The 17,341-nt window shown below is 57.4% G+C and carries 16 protein-coding genes and 1 pseudogene; 9 read left to right on the top strand and 8 right to left on the bottom strand.

From position 1 onward, the window contains the following. Positions 1-47 precede the first annotated feature (47 nt). Together FN633_RS01385 and sad are read right to left on the bottom strand one after the other, a co-directional pair. Positions 48-1,637 carry a methyl-accepting chemotaxis protein gene (locus FN633_RS01385; protein ID WP_154056485.1) on the bottom strand — a complete coding sequence of 530 codons (1,590 nt, stop codon included), beginning with the start codon at positions 1,635-1,637 and terminating at the stop codon, positions 48-50. Between the two features lie 128 nt (positions 1,638-1,765). Next, on the bottom strand, positions 1,766-3,154 hold the full coding sequence (sad, locus tag FN633_RS01380) for a succinate-semialdehyde dehydrogenase (protein WP_154056484.1): 1,389 nt from the start codon (positions 3,152-3,154) through the stop codon (positions 1,766-1,768). A gap of 104 nt (positions 3,155-3,258) precedes the next feature. Here sad and ptrR point away from each other — a divergent pair, with 104 nt between their 5' ends. Then, on the top strand, positions 3,259-4,128 hold the full coding sequence (gene ptrR / locus FN633_RS01375; protein ID WP_154056483.1) for a putrescine utilization regulator PtrR: 870 nt from the start codon (positions 3,259-3,261) through the stop codon (positions 4,126-4,128). Between the two features lie 89 nt (positions 4,129-4,217). Next, complete coding sequence (locus FN633_RS01370) at positions 4,218-5,162, top strand: L-lactate dehydrogenase (RefSeq protein WP_042395098.1); 945 nt, start codon at positions 4,218-4,220, stop codon at positions 5,160-5,162. Between the two features lie 16 nt (positions 5,163-5,178). Here FN633_RS01370 and FN633_RS01365 read toward each other — a convergent pair. Then, positions 5,179-6,545, bottom strand: a pseudogene (locus FN633_RS01365) (PTS transporter subunit EIIC). Between the two features lie 270 nt (positions 6,546-6,815). Here FN633_RS01365 and FN633_RS01360 point away from each other — a divergent pair. After that, positions 6,816-8,015, top strand: coding sequence for an enolase C-terminal domain-like protein (locus FN633_RS01360; RefSeq protein ID WP_154056482.1), 1,200 nt, complete (start codon positions 6,816-6,818; stop codon positions 8,013-8,015). On the opposite strand, the gene FN633_RS01355 is transcribed toward FN633_RS01360, so the two are convergent. After that, positions 8,012-8,725 (bottom strand): GntR family transcriptional regulator, encoded by a 714-nt coding sequence (locus FN633_RS01355; RefSeq protein WP_154056481.1) that lies wholly within the window; start codon positions 8,723-8,725, stop codon positions 8,012-8,014. The two genes, FN633_RS01360 and FN633_RS01355, sit on opposite strands and share 4 nt — an antisense overlap. Before the next feature lie 140 nt (positions 8,726-8,865). On the opposite strand from FN633_RS01355, the gene FN633_RS01350 reads away from it, so the two are divergent. Beyond that, entirely contained in the window at positions 8,866-10,074 is a 1,209-nt protein-coding gene (locus tag FN633_RS01350; protein ID WP_154056480.1) for a sugar transporter, read from the top strand. A 47-nt stretch (positions 10,075-10,121) separates the two neighbouring features. Here the strand turns inward: FN633_RS01350 and FN633_RS01345 are convergent, their stop codons facing one another. Then, entirely contained in the window at positions 10,122-10,793 is a 672-nt protein-coding gene (locus FN633_RS01345) for a MarC family NAAT transporter (RefSeq protein WP_154056479.1), read from the bottom strand. Positions 10,794-11,035: 242 nt separating this feature from the next. On the opposite strand from FN633_RS01345, the gene marR reads away from it, so the two are divergent. From marR to marB, 3 genes are read left to right on the top strand one after another with little or no spacing between them, the layout of a single operon-like run. After that, a complete protein-coding gene (marR, locus tag FN633_RS01340; protein ID WP_042395082.1) occupies positions 11,036-11,470 on the top strand; it encodes a multiple antibiotic resistance transcriptional regulator MarR in 435 nt (144 codons plus the stop codon). Between the two features lie 17 nt (positions 11,471-11,487). Continuing rightward, positions 11,488-11,871, top strand: coding sequence for an MDR efflux pump AcrAB transcriptional activator MarA (marA, locus tag FN633_RS01335; protein WP_042395197.1), 384 nt, complete (start codon positions 11,488-11,490; stop codon positions 11,869-11,871). A 30-nt stretch (positions 11,872-11,901) separates the two neighbouring features. Next, positions 11,902-12,105 carry a multiple antibiotic resistance protein MarB gene (marB, locus tag FN633_RS01330; RefSeq protein WP_154056478.1) on the top strand — a complete coding sequence of 68 codons (204 nt, stop codon included), beginning with the start codon at positions 11,902-11,904 and terminating at the stop codon, positions 12,103-12,105. A gap of 44 nt (positions 12,106-12,149) precedes the next feature. Here marB and eamA read toward each other — a convergent pair whose 3' ends face one another. After that, on the bottom strand, positions 12,150-13,046 hold the full coding sequence (eamA, locus tag FN633_RS01325) for an O-acetylserine/cysteine exporter (protein WP_154056477.1): 897 nt from the start codon (positions 13,044-13,046) through the stop codon (positions 12,150-12,152). Positions 13,047-13,237: 191 nt separating this feature from the next. Here eamA and ydeE point away from each other — a divergent pair, with 191 nt between their 5' ends. Then, positions 13,238-14,434 carry an efflux MFS transporter YdeE gene (ydeE, locus tag FN633_RS01320; RefSeq protein WP_154056476.1) on the top strand — a complete coding sequence of 399 codons (1,197 nt, stop codon included), beginning with the start codon at positions 13,238-13,240 and terminating at the stop codon, positions 14,432-14,434. A 33-nt stretch (positions 14,435-14,467) separates the two neighbouring features. Here the strand turns inward: ydeE and FN633_RS01315 are convergent, their stop codons facing one another. Beyond that, positions 14,468-15,571: a cobalamin-independent methionine synthase II family protein gene (locus FN633_RS01315; RefSeq protein WP_154058787.1), complete on the bottom strand. Its 1,104-nt coding sequence runs from the start codon at positions 15,569-15,571 to the stop codon at positions 14,468-14,470. A gap of 163 nt (positions 15,572-15,734) precedes the next feature. Next, entirely contained in the window at positions 15,735-16,133 is a 399-nt protein-coding gene (locus tag FN633_RS01310; protein ID WP_154056475.1) for a rhodanese-like domain-containing protein, read from the bottom strand. Between the two features lie 67 nt (positions 16,134-16,200). Between FN633_RS01310 and ftrA the strand changes: the two genes are divergently transcribed. Next, complete coding sequence (gene ftrA / locus FN633_RS01305) at positions 16,201-17,187, top strand: transcriptional regulator FtrA (RefSeq protein ID WP_154056474.1); 987 nt, start codon at positions 16,201-16,203, stop codon at positions 17,185-17,187. Positions 17,188-17,341: the final 154 nt, after the last annotated feature.

The following is a 17,341-nucleotide window of genomic DNA, read 5'->3' as shown; positions in this document are numbered from 1 at the left end:
ACCGGCTAAAAAAGGCCTGCGAGTATATCAGAGCCACGCGGCGAGCGTCAGGCTGGAAGTCGAAAACGCGTTACCGCCTGCATAAGCTGTCGGGAATCATCGTGCAGCTGCTGTGACGCCTCGGCGGCGGTGCTCACCAGCTCGCCGGTGCGGCGGGCGACCTGGTTCAGACCGTGCAGCTGGCGCGTCATCTGATGAATGTTCTCTCCCTGGTTTAGCGTCGCCTGAGAGATATCATTCAGCAGGCCGCTGAGGTGCCCCACCAGGCCCGTGACCTGCTGGAGGTTATTCTCCAGCCGATTCACCGCCTGCGAGCCCGCCTCTATCCCCTGCAATGAGTGCTGGATCAGGGTCTGGATTGTCTGCGTCGAGTGGCTGCTTTTGCGCGCCAGCAGCCCAACCTCTTTTGCCACCACGGCAAAGCCACGACCATGATTACCCGCGTGGGCGGCCTCGATGGCCGCGTTAAGGGCCAGAATATTGGTCTGGAACGCCACGTTATCGATCAGCGCCACGATGCCGCGCATCTCATCCGAGCGGGCGACAATCGCCTGCATAGATTCATTGACGGTATCCATCATTCTGTCGCCCCCGGCGGCAGCCTGGCGGGCCTCGTCGGCGCGCTGGCTGGCGAGTTTCGCATAGCCAGTGTTGCCCTCAACGTGAGACTCCAGTTCGGCAATGTTGGCCGTCACCTCATCCAGCTCTTTCGCCTGGCGAGCGGACTGCTGATAGAGCTTCTGGTTTCCCTGCGCCAGGCTATCGATGTTGTTTACCATCGAGGCGGTGGCATCGCTGACCTGGGTCACCAGCTGTTGAAGTCCCCGCTGCATGGCCTCAATGCTGACGCTGAGCTGACCGATCTCCCGGTTGAAACAGGTCACCGGCGGCGGGGACACAGAGAGATCCCCTGCCGCCAGAAGATTGATATGGGTAATCAGCCGCTTGAGCGGGGCGATCACCCAGCGCGACATGCCAAACCAGACGGCGATGGCGATGATCAGCAACAGGGCTGGCCCGAGAATAAAGAGGTATTGCAGATCGGCCAGGCGGGACATCAGCGTCTGCCTGCCCTCCTCTGCGCGTGCATCACTGGCCGTGCGGAAGCGGGCAAAGTTATCGTTGAAGTCGGCCTGGAACGCCTGGGCCGGGACGGCAAAAAAGGCATCGATGGACTGCGTGCGGGTCAAGGCATCCGCCTGCTCTTTAATCGCACCATAGAAGAGCTGGTAGCTGTTTATCAGCGCTTCATCCTCGGGTGGATTGAGCGCCCGCCACGCCTGCCAGCTCTTTTGCGACGTCGCCAGCGCCTGCTGGGCCTCGTCCATCAGGCTATGCCAGCTGCCCTCGGAGCCGGTGGCCTGATCCTGCATAAAATAGACCCCTGCGCGGTTAAGCAGATCGCTGGCCGCCAGCAGCGCCACGCGTGCTTCATCAACCTTTGACTGTTGAAGAAGCGCCTGCTGATTAAGCCGCTCATGATGCTGGGCGTCGTGAAGGGAACGGGAGAGGAGAAAAGATGAGGAGATCTGAAGCGCGGAGAACAAGCCGATAATGCACAATATCCCTGCCAGCAGGCCAAACTGCCGCGGCGTAGCCCGGCGAAATAGAGAGGGGAAAATTTTAGTTAAGTTCATGATATTCTTCTGTAACCATTCTGCTGTAGCCACACACTGCGCGTGAGTCTACGAAACAAAAATGACAGAACCATGACAGCGCGGCACCGCGGAATGAACACCGGTGCCGCGCGGATTAACAATGATGATTAAAGGCGATCTTTCCACACCGTCTGCACGTTGCAGAACTCCCGCAGGCCGAAGTGTGACAGCTCGCGCCCAAAGCCGCTCTTCTTCACGCCGCCGAACGCCACGCGGGCATCGCTGGCGCTGTAGCCGTTGATAAATACCCCGCCGCACTCCAGGCGCGATGCCAGGGCGTTTGCCCGCGCTTCATCCGCGCTGAAAATCGTTGCGGAGAGACCAAAGTCGCTGTCGTTGGCGAGCTGCAAGGCATGCTCTGCGTCATCCGCGACGGTAATGGTCGCTACCGGGCCAAACAGCTCCTGACGGAACGCGGTCATCTCAGAGGTAACGCCGGTCAGCACCGTTGCCGGATAGTAGTTGCCCTCCCCGCTGATTTTCTCCCCGCCAAGGCGCAGCGTCGCGCCTTCGTTCAGGGTCGCCTCAACCTGGGCATGCAGCTCGTCGCGCAGATCGTAACGCGCCATTGGCCCAAGGTAGTTCTCTTCAACGTCCGGTGCGCCCAGCTTCAGCGCCGCCGCGGCAGCTACAAATTTTTCGGTAAAGGCGTCTGCCACCCCTGCCTCAACGATAAAGCGTTTCGCCGCCGCGCAGACCTGCCCGGTATTCTGATAACGACCGGCAACCGCCGCTTTCACGGCCAGATCGAGCGAGGCATCGTTGAGCACGATGAAGGGATCGGATCCGCCCAGCTCCAGCACGCATTTTTTCAGCGCCGCACCCGCCTGAGCCCCGATGGCCGCCCCGGCACGCACGCTACCGGTAACGGTCACGGCGGCAATGCGCGGATCGTTAATCGCCTGGCTTACGCCTTCATTGGTGGCGTTCACCCAGCCAAAGACACCCGCCGGAATATCCGCCTCGCGAAAAATATCCCCCAGCAGCTCGGCGCAGCCCAGCACGTTGGGGGCATGCTTGAGCAGATAGCTGTTGCCCGCCAGCAGGATCGGCACTGCGCCGCGCAGTACCTGCCAGACCGGGAAGTTCCACGGCATTACCGCCAGAATAGCCCCCAGCGGACGGTACTCAATCACCGCCTGGTTATTTTCCACCTGGGTCGGCTCGCTCGCCAGCATTGCCGGGCCGTGTTCGGCGTACCAGTCGCAGAGGTTAGCGGACTTCGCCACTTCAGCTCGGGCTTGCAGAATGGGTTTACCCATCTCGGCGCTAATCAGCTGCGCCATCTTCTCGCCGTGCTGGCGCAGAACCACCCCCACGTTACGTAGCCCCTGAGCGCGCTGCGCTACGCTCTGCTCCCGCCACTGGCGGAAACCCTGCTGCGCGGCGGCCAGAGAGGACTCGACCTCTGCCGAGGTAGCCCACGGACGCGCCGAGAGCTGCTCGCCGGTTGCCGGATTGATGGATAAGGCATGCGTTTTTGCGGAAATGGACATTATTTATCTCTCTTCTAAACAGGGAACTTGCTTTATCCTGGTCTACTCTGCTATTTCTGAAAACTGAATAATATTAACCTAACCATTCACAAATCGAGAACAGCATGGATTTAACCCAGCTTGAGATGTTTAACGCCGTGGCACAGACCGGCAGCATTACCCAGGCCGCGCAGCGGGTGCATCGGGTTCCATCGAACCTGACTACGCGCATCCGCCAGCTGGAGGCGGACTTGGGGGTGGATCTCTTTATCCGTGAAAACCAGCGGCTGCGTCTCTCTCCCGCCGGGCATAGCTTTTTACGCTACAGCCAGCAGATCCTCGATCTGGTGGCGGAGGCGCGCAGCGTGGTAGCGGGTGATGAGCCGCAGGGGCTGTTTTCGCTCGGTTCGCTAGAGAGCACGGCCGCCGTGCGTATTCCCCCTACCCTGGCCGAATTCAACCAGCGCTATCCCCGCATCCAGTTTGACCTCGCCACCGGCCCGTCCGGGACCATGATCGACGGCGTGGTCGAGGGTCGGCTCAGCGCGGCGTTCGTTGACGGGCCGTTGATGCACCCTGGGCTGGAGGGGATCCCGGTCTATCGGGAGGAGATGATGATCGTCGCCCCTGGCGGACATGCCGCCATCAGCGACGCCACACAGGTTAACGGTGCAAGCATCTACGCGTTTCGCGCTAACTGCTCCTACCGCCGCCATTTTGAGAGCTGGTTCAAGGCAGCCGGTGCCATGCCCGGCAAAATTCATGAGATGGAGTCCTACCACGGCATGCTGGCCTGCGCCATCGCCGGAGCCGGGCTGGCGCTGATGCCGCGCAGCATGCTGGAGAGCATGCCTGGACATCATCAGGTTTCTGCCTGGCCGCTGGCAGAGGAGTGGCGCTGGCTGACCACCTGGCTGGTATGGCGTAGAGACGCAAAGAGCCGCCCGCTGGAGGCGTTCATCGCCCTGCTGCAAGAGCGGCCGCAGACGCCATAGGATAATAGTATAGATGTTTCAACATATTGCGCTGATGCGCGGCAAGGGATATTTTTAAACGGTCGCTATTAACGGTTAACGGAAAAAGAATGAATACCAAAGCCCGTAAGGTCATGATTATTGGTACCGGCAACGTCGGTGCATCGGCTGCCTACGCCCTGCTAAATCAGAACATAGCCGAAGAGCTGATTCTGGTCGATCTTAACCGCGATCGCGTCGAGGGGCACGCCCAGGATCTGGCAGATGCAGCAGCTTATATGCCAGGGATGATGACTATCTCAACCCGTGACGTCAGCGAGTGTGCGGATGTCGATATCGCAGTGATCACCGTCTCCGGCGGGCCGCTTCTGCCCGGCCAAACCCGGCTGGACGAGCTGACCAATACGGCCAAAATCGTCAAAAAGATTGTGCCACAGATGATGGAGAACGGCTTCAACGGCATCTTTCTGATCGCCACCAACCCGTGTGACATTATTACCTGGCAGGTGTGGAAGCTCTCTGGCCTGCCGCGTAACCAGGTGATTGGCACTGGCGTATGGCTGGATACCACCCGTCTGCGCCGCTCTCTTGCCCAGTCGCTGGATATTGGCGCGCAGAGCATTGATGCCTTTATCCTTGGCGAGCATGGCGATACCCAATTCCCGGTCTGGTCTCACTCCTCGGTGTACGGCTCACCTATCGCCGAAGTCTATCGGCGCAAGACCGGTCAAGAGTTGGATCGTGAGCGTCTGGCGGAGCAGGTTCGCCGTCAAGGTTTTGATATCTACGCCCGTAAAGGCTGCACCGAGTACGGCATTGCCGGAACTATCGTCGAGATCTGCCGCAATATCTTCACCGGTAGCCATCGGGCGTTAGCCATCTCCTGCGTGCTTGACGGAGAGTATGGCGCGAAAGATATCGCCATCGGCGTGCCAGCCGTGCTGGCCCAGAACGGCGTCCAGCAGATCATTGAACTGCAGCTGGCCGAGGATGAGCAGGCGAAGTTCCAACACTCGGCAAGCGTCATTGCCGCTAACATCGCCCGCCTGCCCTGATAGTTGTCAATTGTCGTTAGCTTGCCGCACCGCGACGCACTAACAGCAGCGTCAGGCTAAACGACATTACCAGCGAGATCAGCACGCCGGAGATGGCATACGGGAACCACGGGCCGATGTAGGCTGGCAGGCTGAAGATGCTGGAAAGAATGTAGCCAAACAGCCGCACGCCAAAGAAAGCGATAAACGCCGACGCCACGCTGCTGGCAATCGTCGCGGCAATAAACGCGCGTTTCTCTTTGGTCAGTACGCCAAATAGCGCCGGTTCGGTGATGCCCAGCAGCGCAGATATGGCCGCAGAGAGCGTCACGGTGCGATCGTCGCGATGACGATTCTGGAACCAGATAGCGAAGGTGGCGCCGGCAATGGCCATGTTGGCCATGCAATCATCGGCATCAGCATGTCGTAGCCGTGTTCGCTGAAGTTTTGTAGGGCAATGGGCGTCATCGCATGATGCATGCCGGTGAGGATTGCCACCGGACGGATCGCGCCCACGATCAACCCTGCCAGCACCGATGAGGTGTCAAACAGGCCCTGAATACACCACGCAAGGCCTTTGCCCAGCCAGATACCCACCGGACCAATCACCACCAACGCCACCAGCGCAGTGATAAACAGCGTTAGGGTCGGCGTAAACACGGTTCTCAGCACCTCCGGCATGACGCGATCCACCGCGCGATGGATATAGCTCAACGCCAGCACCGAAAAGATGACGGGAATAACGCTAGAGGCGTAGTTAAATATCGACACCGGCAGCACACCGGCAAACCAGTAGGCCTGCACTGCCCCCGGCGCACCGCTCGACAGCTGCTTGGCCGCCTCGATCAAGGAGGGATACATCAAGCAGGCAACCACGGCTGCCGCTAAATATTCGTTGGTTTTAAACATTTTGGCGGCGGATACCGCCAGGAAAAACGGCAGGAACCAGAACACGCCGCTGGCGATCATATCGATCACCATGACAGTGTCACTTTTGGCTGATAGGAGATTCATGGCAATAAAACCGGCCAGCAAGCCTTTGATCATCCCCGCACCCGCGATAGCCGGTACGATGGGGCCAAACACGCCGGACACCGTATCCATAAACAGCGAAATTAAGCCTTTTCTGGCTTTGGCAGGTGCCTCACCGGTTGGCTCAGCGGTCACGTCGCCGCCTATCTGTTGATACCAGTGATTTACCTGCGGGCCGATAATGACCTGATACTGCTCGCTTTGCAGCTGTGCGCCCAATACGCCAGGTAGCTGGGTCACGGCCTGTTGGTTGATCTTCGCCTCATCCACCAGATCGAAGCGCAGACGCGTCATGCAGTGCCAGACTTTATTGATATTTTCTCGACCGCCAACGCCTTGAATTAGCGCGTTGATGATGGCTGGATTACTCATTTGCTGGCTCCTTATCTGCCTTGATGACGGCATGTTCAATGCTGAAGAAGTCTACGGGAAGGTGGCGGTGATAAACAGACCAATAAAAAGTGACAATGCTCACATAACCCACATACAAAGGCGAGATGAGCAACAATCAGGGCAAATTGGTCTGGTTTTTTTATCATTTACCTTCCCTGCGCGGACCAAAATAAAGTGCTGGAAATCGGTAAATAAGAGCAGGAATAATAGTCCCCGTACTCTGCTTTCAGTCAGCCGTCAGGAGCGACCATGACACCCACTTTAATCACCAACGTTGAATGTTTCATCACCCGCCCGGATCGTCACAACCTGGTGCTGGTCAAAGTCACCACCGATAAGAATATCGTCGGCTATGGCTGCGCCACGTTTCAGCAGCGGCCGCTGGCGGTAAAAACCATGGTGGATGAATACCTGAAACCACTGTTGATGGGGCGCGATGGCAACCACATCGAAGATCTGTGGCAGATGATGCAGGTGAACGCCTACTGGCGAAATGGTCCGGTGATGAACAACGCCATTGCGGGCGTGGATATGGCGCTGTGGGATATCAAAGGCCAGCTGGCGGGTATGCCGCTCTATCAGCTGTTCGGCGGTAAATCGAAAGACGCGATTGCGGTTTACAGTCATGCTGCCGGTGAAAGCATGGATGACCTCTATCCTCAGGTAGATGCTCTGCTCTCACAAGGTTATCGCTACATTCGCTGCCAGCTCGGTTTTTACGGCGGCACACCGCAGGATCTTCATGCCACACGCGAACCGACGGCGGGTGCCTATTACGATCAGGACGAATACATGGCAAATACTATCGCCATGTTTAAAGCCCTGCGCGAGAAGTACGGCCACCGTTTTCATATTCTGCATGATGTACATGAGCGACTGTTCCCGCAGCAGGCGATTCAGCTGGCGAAGGCGCTGGAGCCTTATCAGCCGTGGTTTTTGGAAGATATCGTGTCGCCGCAGCAGAGCGGTTGGTTAGCGCAGATTAGAGCACACAGCAGCGTGCCGCTGGCGATGGGCGAGCTGTTTAACAACCCGGCCGAGTGGCACGATTTGATCGTCAACCGGCAGATCGATTTTATCCGCTGCCATGTGTCGCAGATCGGCGGCATTACCCCCGCGCTCAAGTTGGCGGTGCTGTGTCAGGCGTTTGGCGTGCGGCTGGCGTGGCACGGGCCGCCGGATATGACCCCCGTCGGCGTGGCGGTGAATACCCATCTTAATATTCACCTGCACAACGCAGCGATTCAGGAGTTTATCCCGGCCCAGACCAATACCCTGGCACTGTTCCCCGACGCGCCGCAGGCGGAGGGCGGATATATGTATCCGCTCGATCGTCCGGGGATTGGCATACAGGTGGATGAAGCGGCGCTGGCGCGTTTCCCGGTGGTCTATCGTCCACACGAATGGACGCAAAGCCGCCTGCCGAACGGGGCGATGCACACGCCTTAACTGCCGCTGCGAAAGCGCAGGTTGTCAGCGTTGAACGGCGTAACGTAGGTACATTCGTAATGAATGTCGATCACTTCGCTTAAGATCCACACTTCGCTGCCGGAAAGTATGCCGCGATTGGTGATTTTCATGGCGGGCGTGCCGCGTTTGCAGCCGAGCAGCGCGGCCTGGGCTTTATCCACCGCCACCGCCTGATAATGGGTGAGGAAGTGGGACAGCGTCAGGCCTTTACCGATGGCATAGCGTTGCAGTGAGCTTTCGATTACTTGCTGATTGAGATCGGGAAAGCGCGCCAGCGGCAGGCTGGAGGTTTCAATCTGCGTACAGCGCTCGTCCACGTAGCGCAGGCGACAGAAGTACCACAGCCACTCATTTTCCCCGATGCCAAATACCTGCTGCTGCTCTTTGCTGGGCAACCGTTTATGCAGGCTGAGCAGGCGATAGCGCATTTGATTAAAGCGTTTTTCGGTGATGGAGTTGTAGACCAGCGGATTGCTGCGCGCGTTTTCGCTGACGTATATACCCGAGCCCTGCACGATACGAATAATGCCGATGCTGACCAGCTTTTTTAACGCTTCCCGCACGGTGTAGCGCGACACGCCATACTCTTCGGCAAGTTCGCGCTCGGCGGGTAATTTATGTAACGGCTCGCTGGCCGTCTGGAAGATCTTGCTGAGCAGATCCTGAGTGATAAATTCCCGTTTTTTCATGGCTTCCATCAACGTTAGGGAAAAGAGCGTTTTTATTACGGGTTTAAAATGGGATCTAAATCACAAAATGATTGTGTTTTCGCCAGTGAACGTTTTAAGATCGCCCCATCTTTTCCCCTCATCAACACTACTATAACCTTATGACAACGAACACTGTTTCACGCAAAGTTGCGTGGCTGCGCGTCGTGACGTTGGCCATTGCGGCTTTCATCTTCAATACCACTGAATTTGTTCCTGTCGGACTGCTCTCTGACATCGCCGATAGCTTCGGCATGCAAACCCCGGAAGTGGGCATTATGCTCACCATCTATGCCTGGGTTGTGGCGCTGCTGTCGCTGCCGTTTATGCTGCTCACCAGCCAGGTAGAGCGGCGCAAGCTGCTGATCGTGCTGTTTGTGCTGTTTATTGCCAGCCACGTGCTCTCCTTCCTGGCGTGGAACTTTACCGTGCTGGTGGTGAGCCGGATTGGCATTGCGTTCGCGCATGCTATCTTCTGGTCGATCACCGCCTCGCTCGCTATTCGCGTGGCCCCGCCGGGCAAGCGTGCCCAGGCGCTTAGCCTGCTGGCCACCGGTACGGCGCTGGCGATGGTGCTGGGGCTGCCGATAGGCCGGATCGTCGGACAATACTTCGGCTGGCGTACCACCTTCTTTATTATCGGCATTGGGGCGCTGATCACCCTGCTCTGCCTGGCGAAGCTGCTGCCGAAGCTGCCAAGCGAACACTCTGGCTCGTTGAAAAGCTTGCCGCTGCTGGTTCGTCGCCCGGCGCTGATGAGTATCTACCTGCTGACGGTAGTCGTGGTAACCGCGCACTACACCGCCTATAGCTACATTGAGCCGTTTGTGCAGCACGTGGCGGGGCTGAGTGCCAGCTTCGCTACCGTGCTGCTGCTGATCCTGGGCGGCGCAGGGATCATCGGCAGCATCCTGTTTGGCAAGCTGGGCAACCTGCACGCCTCCACGCTGGTCAGCGGTGCTATTGCCGTTCTGACCCTCTCGCTGGTGCTGATGCTGCCTGCCTCGCACAGCACAACGTACCTTGCCGTGCTCGGCGGATTCTGGGGCGTTGCGATTATGATCATCGGCCTCGGTATGCAGGTGAAGGTATTGTCGCTGGCCCCGGACGCCACCGACGTGGCGATGGCGCTCTTCTCAGGGATCTTTAACCTCGGCATCGGCGCGGGCGCGCTGGTAGGCAACCAGGTAAGCCTGCACTGGTCGATGGCTAACGTGGGTTACGTTGGCGCAGTCCCCGCTCTGGCGGCGCTGGTGTGGTCGGTGGTGATATTCCGCCGTTGGCCTACGGTGCTGGAAGAGCACACTGAGCTTGAAGAGCAGACCCAATAGCGTTTACGCCGGGTGGCGCTGCGCTTACCCGGCCTACGTTTTCGTTACTATGAGAGTGGGTAGCTGGAGATAATCTCCAGCACGCCGTTGATAATAAACTGTACCCCCATGCAGACCAGCAGAAAGCCCATCAACCGTGAGATGGCCTCAATACCGCTTTTTCCCACCAGCCGCATCACCGCGCCCGAACTACGCAGACAGCCCCAAAGGATCACCGACACAAGCAGGAAAATCAGCGGCGGTGCAGCCAGGATCACCCAATCCGGAAAGGTAGAGCTGTGACGCAGGGTGGAAGCCGAGCTGATGATCATCGCGATGGTTCCCGGGCCGGCGGTGCTGGGCATCGCCAGCGGGACAAACGCGATATTGGCGTCCGGCTCCTCTATCAGTTCCGCCGTTTTGCTCCTGGCCTCCGGGGACTCATGTGCTTTCTGCTGGGGAAAGAGCATCCTGAATCCGATAAAGGCGACGATCAGTCCCCCGGCGATGCGCAGCCCCGGAATCGAGATACCAAAGGTATTCATCACCACCTGCCCGGCATACCAGGCAACCATCATAATGGCAAATACGTAAACCGACGCCATCAGTGACTGGCGATTACGTTCGGCGGCATTCATATTGCCCGCCAGGCCAAGAAACAGCGCGACGGTAGTCAACGGGTTCGCCAGCGGCAGTAATACCACCAGTCCTAATCCAATTGCCCTGAACAGATCCTGCATAAGGTGCACTCCATGAAGCGGATACGTAGATGCCTATTATATGCGCAAAGCCCCTGCATGTGCAGCGGACAATACGCTAAGCCAATGTATAAACTACAGTTATTAATTTATTAGTTATTGCTAAAAAATTGGTACGTGAAACGTTTTAGCAAATTGTGGCATAAGTTAATGCATTCAGTTGACTTATAGTTGCCCCGGCAATAGTATCTGCCGTGACTAATCTACTTGCCGGGGCAACCATCGTGAAAAGCACCAGTGACTTGTTCAACGAAATCATCCCACTGGGCCGCTTGATCCACATGGTCAACCAGAAAAAAGATCGCTTATTAAACGATTACCTTTCGCCGCTGGATATCACGGCGACGCAGTTTAAGGTGCTCTGCTCTATCCGCTGCGCGACCTGCATCACGCCGGTGGAGCTGAAAAAAGTGCTGTCTGTCGATCTCGGGGCACTCACCCGCATGCTGGATCGACTGGTATGCAAAGGCTGGATTGAGCGTCAGCCTAATCCGCATGACAAGCGCGGCGTGCTGATCCAGCTTACTGCTGACGGCGCAGCGCTTTGTGAGCAAGGCCATAAATTAGTGGGGCAAGACCTGCATCAGGAACTAACAAAAAACTTAACGGCAGATGAAGTGGCAACCCTTGAGTACTTGCTCAAGAAAATACTGCCGTAAACAGAAGAGGTATAATGATGTCCAGACGCAATAATGACGCCATTACTATTCATAGCATATTGGACTGGATCGAGGATAACCTGGAGTCACCGCTGTCGCTGGAGAAAGTCTCCGAGCGTTCGGGTTATTCAAAATGGCACCTGCAACGGATGTTTAAGAAAGAGACCGGGCACTCATTAGGTCACTATATCCGCAGCCGCAAGCTTACTGAAATCGCACAGAAGCTTAAGCAGAGCAACGAGCCGATTCTCTACCTGGCAGAGCGCTACGGCTTTGAGTCACAGCAGACGTTGACCCGAACGTTTAAAAACTATTTCGACGTGCCGCCGCATAAGTATCGCATGACCAGTATGCACGGTGAGGCCCGTTATCTGCTGCCGCTAAACCATTACAACTGTTAACCGCCTGTATTTAGACGTATCGAGGAAATCATGAAGTTTACCGTCTCCGCCGCCCTTACCCTGCTGGCGCTGTTTTCTGGCTATAGCAATGCGGAGCAGCCGCGCCCTAGTGAACAAAACCAGCGCGACGCGATGATTATGCCTTCCGCCCATGACCAGTCACCGTTTGACTTAAATCATATGGGTTCCGGAAGTGATAAATCCGACGAGTTAGGCGTGCCCTATTACAACTAAGCACGGCTAATACGTTCTTGCCCCGCCCTGTGCGGGGCTTTTTTTTAGCGTGCCGCGACCGACGGCCACAGACGGAAGCCAAAGATATTGATGTACAGGCCAGCCATGATCAGCGCAGCGCCCAGTAGCTGCAGACCATTTAGCGTCTCCCCCAATAACAGCGCGGCGCTGGCCATGCCAACCACTGGCACCAGCAGCGAGAGCGGCGCAACGCGCCAGGTTTCGTAGCGCCCAAGCAGCGTCCCCCAGATCCCGTAGCCAATGATGGTAGCGACAAACGCCAGATAGATCAGCGACAGCACGGTGGTGATATCAATCTGCACCAGACTTTGCAGCATCAGCGCCGGGCCATCGAAGATCAGCGAGGCAACCATAAAGGGTACCACTGGGATCAGCGCGCTCCAGACCACCAGCGACATCACCGCCGGGCGTGACGAATGCTGCATGATCTTTTTGTTGAAGATATTGCCGCAGGCCCAACTGAAGGCGGCCGCCAGAGTCAGCATAAAGCCCAGCACGGTCACGTCCTGACCGGTGAGGCTGGATTCCGCCAGTACCAGCACGCCAAAGATCGCCAGGGTAATTCCCAGCACCTGCTTAAGCTGAAGCCGTTCGCCGAAGGTTGCTGCCCCAAGGACAATGGTAAAGAATGCCTGCGCCTGCAAGACCAGGGAGGCCAGCCCGGCGGGCATGCCAAACTTGATCGCGCTAAACAGAAAGGCAAACTGGCCAAAGCTGATGGTCAGGCCGTAACCCAGCAGCAGACGCAGCGGCACCTTCGGCCGGGCAACAAATAGCAGCGCAGGAAAGGCCACCAGCACAAAACGCAGACCTGCCAACATTAGGGGGGGCATATTGTGCAGCCCGACCTTAATCACGACAAAATTAAGTCCCCACACTACTACCACCAGCATTGCCAGTAGTCCGTCTTTCCGCGTCATACCTGCCCCTGAAGATTCAGCTTTTGTAAAAATGTTACGTTATCGTAAAAATATGTCTAGAGACAGATCACAATATTCGGTAGGTCACGCCGTGTGCTGTGAGAAATGTAGTCGCTATACAGTGCGCGTTTAGCGTGGTATTGCTGATAGTGAACGCAAAAAATAAAAAACACTGCACTGTCGGATACAACATGATCACATCTCAGCAACGCTCCATCATCGCACTACTTGCTTCATCACTGCTGTTAACCATCGGTCGCGGCGCTACGCTGCCGTTCATGACAATCTACCTCAACAGCCAGTACGGTATGGCGGTTGATCAGGTCGGATTTGCCATGACCGTGGCCATGACCGTCGGCGTCTTCTTCAGCCTCGGCTTTGGCATTCTTGCCGATAAGTTTGATAAGAAGCGCTACATGCTGATTGCTATCACCATTTTCGTGGTCAGCTTTATCGGCATACCCCTTAGCCATAACGCGGTGCTGGTGGTGATCTTCTTCTCCATTATCAACTGCGCCTACTCGGTCTTCGCCACCGTCGTTAAAGCCTACTTCTCCGATACGCTGGCGCCGGCGGCGAAGTCAAAAGTGTTCTCGCTTAACTACTCGTTTCTCAACATCGGCTGGACAATTGGCCCGCCGCTGGGCACCCTGCTGGTGATGCAGAGCAGCCAGCTGCCCTTCTGGCTGGCAGCGGCTTGCGCTGCCTTCCCGCTGGTATTCATTCAGCTCTGGGTCCAGCGTGTCATGGTGAAGCGCGAAGAGGAGACTCTCCAGCCCTGGTCACCGTCACTTTTGCTGCACGATAAAGCCCTGCTGTGGTTTACCCTCTCCGGCGTGCTGGCCTCGTTCGTCAGCGGCTCCTTTGCCTCCTGCATTTCGCAGTACGTGATGGCGGTGGCCGATAATGCCTTTGCGCAGAAGGTGGTGGCACTGGTCCTGCCGGTGAATGCGGTTATCGTGGTCATGTTTCAGTACGTGATTGGCCGCACGCTGCGGGCCAATAATATCCGTCCCATGATGGCCGTCGGCACCCTCTGCTTTGTTCTTGGCCTGCTGGGCTTTATGATCTCTGGCAGCCAGCTCTGGCTATGGGGGCTGTCAGCCGCCGTGTTCACTGTTGGGGAGATCATTTATGCGCCGGGCGAATACATGCTGATCGACCATATTGCACCGCCGGGCATGAAAGCGAGCTATTTTTCAGCCCAGGCCCTCGGCTGGCTTGGTGCGGCGATGAACCCACTGGCCACCGGCATTATTCTGACCACCCTGCCGGGCTGGACGCTGTTTGCCATCCTGGCGGCGACCATTGTTTTCGCCTGGCTGATGATGCTGCGCGGAATGCAGATCAGGCCGTGGGATAGTGGACTCAGCGCGGCAAAAGCATAAAAAAAGGGGCAGGAAATCTGCCCCTTTTAACGATTACCAGACCTGTTCGGCAATGCGCGTCACCAGGCGGACCTTATCCCACTGCTGGGCTTCGGTCAGGCTATTACCCTCTTCCGTCGAGGCGAAGCCGCACTGCGGGCTGAGGCAGATCTGATTGATATCCACATACTGCGCCGCTTCCTTGATGCGCGCCTCGATCCCTTCCGGGTTTTCCAGCTCGCCGTTTTTCGTGGTAATCAGACCCAGCACGACCTGCTGCTTACCCGGACGGATAAAGCGCAGCGGAGCGAAGTCGCCGGAGCGATCGTTGTCATACTCGAGGAAGAAGGCATCGACGTTGACCTGGCCGAAGAGGACTTCAGCCACCGGCTCGTAGCCGCCTTCGGAGATCCAGGTTGAGCGGAAGTTGCCGCGGCAAACGTGCAGACCGATGGTCAAATCCTCCGGCTTGCCCTCCAGCGCCTTGTTCAATACCCGAGCATAGATGCGTGCCAGCTCATCAGGATCCTCGCCGCGCTCGCGGACCTGACGACGCTGATCGTCTGAGCAGAGGTATGCCCAGACCGTATCGTCAAGCTGCAGGTAACGGCAGCCTGCGTCATAGAACGCGTGAATAGCGTCGCGCCAGGTGGTTGCCAGATCGTCAAAGTAGGCGTCCAGCTCCGGGTAGACCGTGCTGTCGATATCTTTCCGACCGCCGCGGAAGTGCAGCACGCTCGGGCTGGGGATGGTCATTTTGGGCTGGGCGCTGCCGCTAATGCTCTGCAGGAAGCGAAAGTCTTCCAGCATCGGATGATCGCCGAAGCCCAGCTTGCCGGTCACGCGCACGCCGTGGGCTTTGGTCTGGACACCGTTGAACTGAATACCCGCGTCGGAATCGTAACGCTCTACGCCCTGCAGGCCGTCAAAGAAGTCAAAGTGCCACCAGGCGCGACGGAATTCGCCGTCGGTGACCACGTGCAGACCGCAGGCACACTGCTGCTCAACCACCTCGCGGATCGCGCTGTCTTCCACCGCGCGGAGCTGGCCCGCATCGATTTCACCCGCGGCAAACTGAATACGCGCCTGCTTAATAGCATCCGGGCGCAGGAAACTGCCGACAACATCGGCGCGGAACGGGGAGTGGTGACGCTGCATGGTGATCTCCTTGCCGTCGGGTAATGATAACCCGACGTGATAGTTCATGATTTAAACGATTTAGCCTTCTGGACGGCTATATGTCTAAAAATATGTCACACTCCTCGCCGCGATGCAACCGAGAATAATTCACGGGACGTGAAAAATACTCATGTTGCTAATGCTAATCACCGCTGGCGAAGGCATAGCCTTCATCTTCCCAGCCGGTGATACCGCCGATCATGATCTTTACCGGCAGGCCCAGCTGCGCCAGTTTCAGCGCGGCGCGATCGGCACCGTTGCAGTGTGGCCCGGCGCAGTAGACAACAAACAGCGTCCCGGTGGGCCACTCACGCATTTTCTCCTCCGTCATCTGGCTATGCGGGAGGTGCACCGCACCAGGCAGATGGCGTTTAGCAAAGGCCTCAGCGCTGCCAACCACGTGCAGCAAGGCAAAATCCTGCTCATGGTGGGTTAACGCATGGTGGACATCGGCGCAGTCAGTTTCGACGCTCAGGCGCTGTAGAAAATGTGCAACGGCCTGCTGTGCGGGAGCGGCGGGAAATTCGCTTACGTAGCTCATGGTAGTTTCTCCTTGGTTGTGTTAACACTAAACTAACGTAAACTTCATCGACCCACCGCCTACCGCTATGCCAGAAAACGCCAGGATAATGACAACCTTACCTTCCCCCCGACCGCTGGTCGTGGCCGTTGCCTATGACGGCCTCTGCACGTTTGAATTCGGCATCGCCGTGGAGATATTTGGCCTGCCGCGCCCAGAGCTGGGGGAGAACTGGTACCGTTTTGCCGTGGCGTCGGTAGAGGAAGGTGAACTGCGTGCCACCGGAGGTATCCGGCTGGTGGCCGATGGCGGCCTGGGGCTGCTGGCACAGGCCGATACCATTATTATCCCCGGCTGGCGCGGCGCGGAGTGCCCGGTCCCAGAGGCATTGTGTCAGGCGCTGCGCGAGGCCAATGCGCGAGGCTGTCGAATTATGTCCATCTGTTCCGGGGTTTTTGTGCTGGCCGCCGCCGGGCTGCTTAACGGCAAGCGTGCCACGACCCACTGGCGCTATACACCTCTGCTGCGGGAGCGCTATCCCGCCATCGAGGTGCTTGATGACGCGCTCTATTATCATGAGGAGAGCGTGCTGACATCGGCAGGCAGCGCGGCAGGGATCGATCTCTGTTTGCATCTGGTGCGCCTCGACTACGGCACCGACGTCGCCAATAACGTGGCCCGGCGGCTGGTTGTTCAGCCCCATCGCGACGGCTCGCAAAGCCAGCAGATCGCTCGACCGGTCGCCAGATCGCGAGAGAGCCAGCGGCTTGGACAGGTGTTCGACTATCTCCACCGTCAGCTTACCGCCACGCACTCGGTGGCCTCCCTTGCGAAGCTGGCTGGCATGAGCCCCCGAACCTTTTTGCGTCGTTTTGATGAGGCTACGGGCACCACCCCGGCACGTTGGATCTTACAGGAGCGTCTTGCGCGTGCCCGAACGCTGCTGGCTAACGCCGATCTCAGTATGGAGGAGGTCGCAGCCCAGGCAGGATTTGCCACCGCCGCCTCGTTGCGCCATCACTTTCGCCAGCGTTTCGCCCTCTCACCACGTGACTATCGTAAAAATCAGGCATAAAAAAACCGCCAGTGATACTGGCGGTGAATGCTTGCATGGATAGATCTATTTTATTCTGTACGTTATCCCGGGGTTCATAATTCGGAATAGCGGATCGGCACTATCATCGCACAGCCTTTCTTAACAAAGGTTAAACACGCAGCTTAATAGCCAC

Origin of the sequence: Pseudescherichia vulneris, assembly GCF_902164725.1 — a bacterium.
GTDB classification, from domain to species: domain Bacteria; phylum Pseudomonadota; class Gammaproteobacteria; order Enterobacterales; family Enterobacteriaceae; genus Pseudescherichia; species Pseudescherichia vulneris.
Note: the sequence above shows the minus strand (reverse complement) of the source record. Positions and strands in the feature narration are given on the sequence as shown.

What these genes read in the sequence shown, in the direction of transcription:
- FN633_RS01315 (WP_154058787.1), bottom strand. Translation starts at nt 15,571, where the DNA reads ATGCAGCGTCACCACTCCCCGTTCCGCGCCGATGTTGTCGGCAGTTTC.
- FN633_RS01355 (WP_154056481.1), bottom strand. Translation starts at nt 8,725, where the DNA reads ATGAAAAAACGGGAATTTATCACTCAGGATCTGCTCAGCAAGATCTTC.
- FN633_RS01360 (WP_154056482.1), top strand. Translation starts at nt 6,816, where the DNA reads ATGACACCCACTTTAATCACCAACGTTGAATGTTTCATCACCCGCCCG.
- ftrA (WP_154056474.1), top strand. Translation starts at nt 16,201, where the DNA reads ATGCCAGAAAACGCCAGGATAATGACAACCTTACCTTCCCCCCGACCG.
- marA (WP_042395197.1), top strand. Translation starts at nt 11,488, where the DNA reads ATGTCCAGACGCAATAATGACGCCATTACTATTCATAGCATATTGGAC.
- sad (WP_154056484.1), bottom strand. Translation starts at nt 3,154, where the DNA reads ATGTCCATTTCCGCAAAAACGCATGCCTTATCCATCAATCCGGCAACC.
- FN633_RS01370 (WP_042395098.1), top strand. Translation starts at nt 4,218, where the DNA reads ATGAATACCAAAGCCCGTAAGGTCATGATTATTGGTACCGGCAACGTC.
- eamA (WP_154056477.1), bottom strand. Translation starts at nt 13,046, where the DNA reads ATGACGCGGAAAGACGGACTACTGGCAATGCTGGTGGTAGTAGTGTGG.
- FN633_RS01345 (WP_154056479.1), bottom strand. Translation starts at nt 10,793, where the DNA reads ATGCAGGATCTGTTCAGGGCAATTGGATTAGGACTGGTGGTATTACTG.
- FN633_RS01310 (WP_154056475.1), bottom strand. Translation starts at nt 16,133, where the DNA reads ATGAGCTACGTAAGCGAATTTCCCGCCGCTCCCGCACAGCAGGCCGTT.
- ptrR (WP_154056483.1), top strand. Translation starts at nt 3,259, where the DNA reads ATGGATTTAACCCAGCTTGAGATGTTTAACGCCGTGGCACAGACCGGC.
- ydeE (WP_154056476.1), top strand. Translation starts at nt 13,238, where the DNA reads ATGATCACATCTCAGCAACGCTCCATCATCGCACTACTTGCTTCATCA.
- FN633_RS01350 (WP_154056480.1), top strand. Translation starts at nt 8,866, where the DNA reads ATGACAACGAACACTGTTTCACGCAAAGTTGCGTGGCTGCGCGTCGTG.
- marB (WP_154056478.1), top strand. Translation starts at nt 11,902, where the DNA reads ATGAAGTTTACCGTCTCCGCCGCCCTTACCCTGCTGGCGCTGTTTTCT.
- FN633_RS01385 (WP_154056485.1), bottom strand. Translation starts at nt 1,637, where the DNA reads ATGAACTTAACTAAAATTTTCCCCTCTCTATTTCGCCGGGCTACGCCG.